General features: G+C 70.3%; 1 protein-coding gene. It reads left to right on the top strand.

Annotated elements, in window-relative coordinates:
* Positions 1-37 precede the first annotated feature (37 nt).
* Positions 38-1,893 (top strand): AMP-binding protein (locus A5681_RS27945; RefSeq protein ID WP_331710626.1); only part of this gene is annotated, 1,856 nt, incomplete at its 3' end.

Here is a 1,893-nt window from a genome sequence, read left to right as displayed (position 1 = left end):
GTGACTGTTGGAGAAGGGCGTCACCACCAGGGCCATGGTGCACCGTGAGGACGCGCGCAGCGCAGGACTGCGGGGGCGGTTGGGTGGGTTCGGCGGCGCGGTGGTGGAGGTTGACGATCCCGCGGTTGCGGTGCAGTCGGGCGCGGGGTTGGTGGGGCCAGGTCCCGACGATGTGGCGCACGTGATTTACACGTCGGGGACCACGGGCGTGCCCAAGGGGGTGGCGGTCACCCACCGCAATGTCACGCAGTTGTTTGCGGCGTTGGCCGGGGGTGAGTTGCTGGGTGCGGGGCGCGGGTGGACGCAATGCCATTCGTTGGCCTTCGACTTTTCGGTGTGGGAGATCTGGGGCGCGTTGCTGCACGGAGGCCACCTGGTGGTGGTGCCCGATGCGGCGACGCGGTGTGCCGACGATTTGCAGGCACTGGTTGCCGACGAGCGGGTCTCGGTATTGACCCAGACACCGTCCGCCCTGGGGGCGCTTTCACCCGACGGGGTGGGGGCGACGCTGGTGGTCGGGGCCGAACCGTGCCCGGCCCAGCTGGTGGATCGGTGGGCGCCGGGGCGCGTGATGGTCAACGTGTATGGGCCCACCGAGACCACCATGTGGGTGTCCAAGAGCGCGCCGTTGGTGGCCGGGTCGGGGGCACCGGCGATCGGCGCGCCGGTGGCCGGCGCGGCGTTCTTCGTGCTCGATGACTGGTTGCGACCGGTGCCGGCCGGCGTGGTCGGTGAGTTGTATGTGGCCGGGGCCGGGGTCGGTGTGGGCTACCTGGGGCGGACGGGCCTGACCGCATCGCGGTTCGTCGCCTGCCCGATCGGCGCCCCGGGCGCGCGGATGTATCGAACCGGCGATCTGGTGTGGTGGGATCCCGACGGTCAGTTGCGATACGTGGGGCGCGCCGACGCGCAGGTCAAGATCCGCGGGTATCGCATCGAGCTCGGTGAAATCACTGCTGCGCTAGGCGATTTGGCCGGAGTCGAGCAGGCGGTGGTAATCGCCCGGGAGGACCGTCCCGGCGACAAACGTCTCGTGGCCTACATCACCGGACCGGCCGATCCGGCCGAGCTGCGGGCCGCGCTGGGCGAGCGGCTACCGGCTTACCTGGTCCCGGCCGCCGTCGTCGCCCTGACCAGCTTCCCGCGCACCCTCAACGGCAAACTCGACACCGCCGCACTGCCCCCGCCCGACTACGTCGGCCACGGGTACCGCGCCCCGGCCACCCTCACCGAAGAGGTCCTTGCCGCGATCTACGCCCAGGTGCTGGGCGTCGACCGGGTCGGGGTCGACGACTCCTTCTTCGACCTGGGCGGTGACTCGCTGTCGGCGATGCGTCTGGTCGCCGCCGTGAACACCCGCCTCGATGCCGCCCTTTCCGTCCGCGCTCTGTTCGAGGCGCCCACGATTGGCCGGCTCGCATCCCGACTCGACGAGGGCGAAGGCCGGCTCGCGCGAGTGGTGGCCGGACCGCGCCCGGCGGTGGTCCCGCTGTCCTTCGCCCAGTCGCGGTTGTGGTTCCTCGACCAGCTGCACGGATCCTCGCCGGTTCACAACATGGCGATCGCGCTGCGCCTGCGCGGGCGGCTGCACGCCGACGTGCTGGGGACGGCGCTGGGCGACGTGGTGGCGCGGCACGAAAGTCTGCGCACCGTCTTCATCGCGCCCGACGGAAACCCGCAGCAAGTCGTGCTCCCCGTCGAGTGCGCCGATTTCGGTTGGGAGATCGCCGATGCCGGCGGATGGCCGGCAGGCCGCCTGGCCGAAGCCGTCCACGCCGTGGCGCACCACCCATTCGATTTGTCGACCGAAATTCCTTTGCGGGCAACACTTTTCCGTGTGGGCCCCGATGAGCATGTGTTGGTGGCGGTGGCTCATCATATTGCCGCGGATGG

Source organism: Mycobacterium scrofulaceum (assembly GCF_001667885.1).
GTDB classification, from domain to species: domain Bacteria; phylum Actinomycetota; class Actinomycetes; order Mycobacteriales; family Mycobacteriaceae; genus Mycobacterium; species Mycobacterium scrofulaceum_C.
Note: the sequence above shows the minus strand (reverse complement) of the source record. Positions and strands in the feature narration are given on the sequence as shown.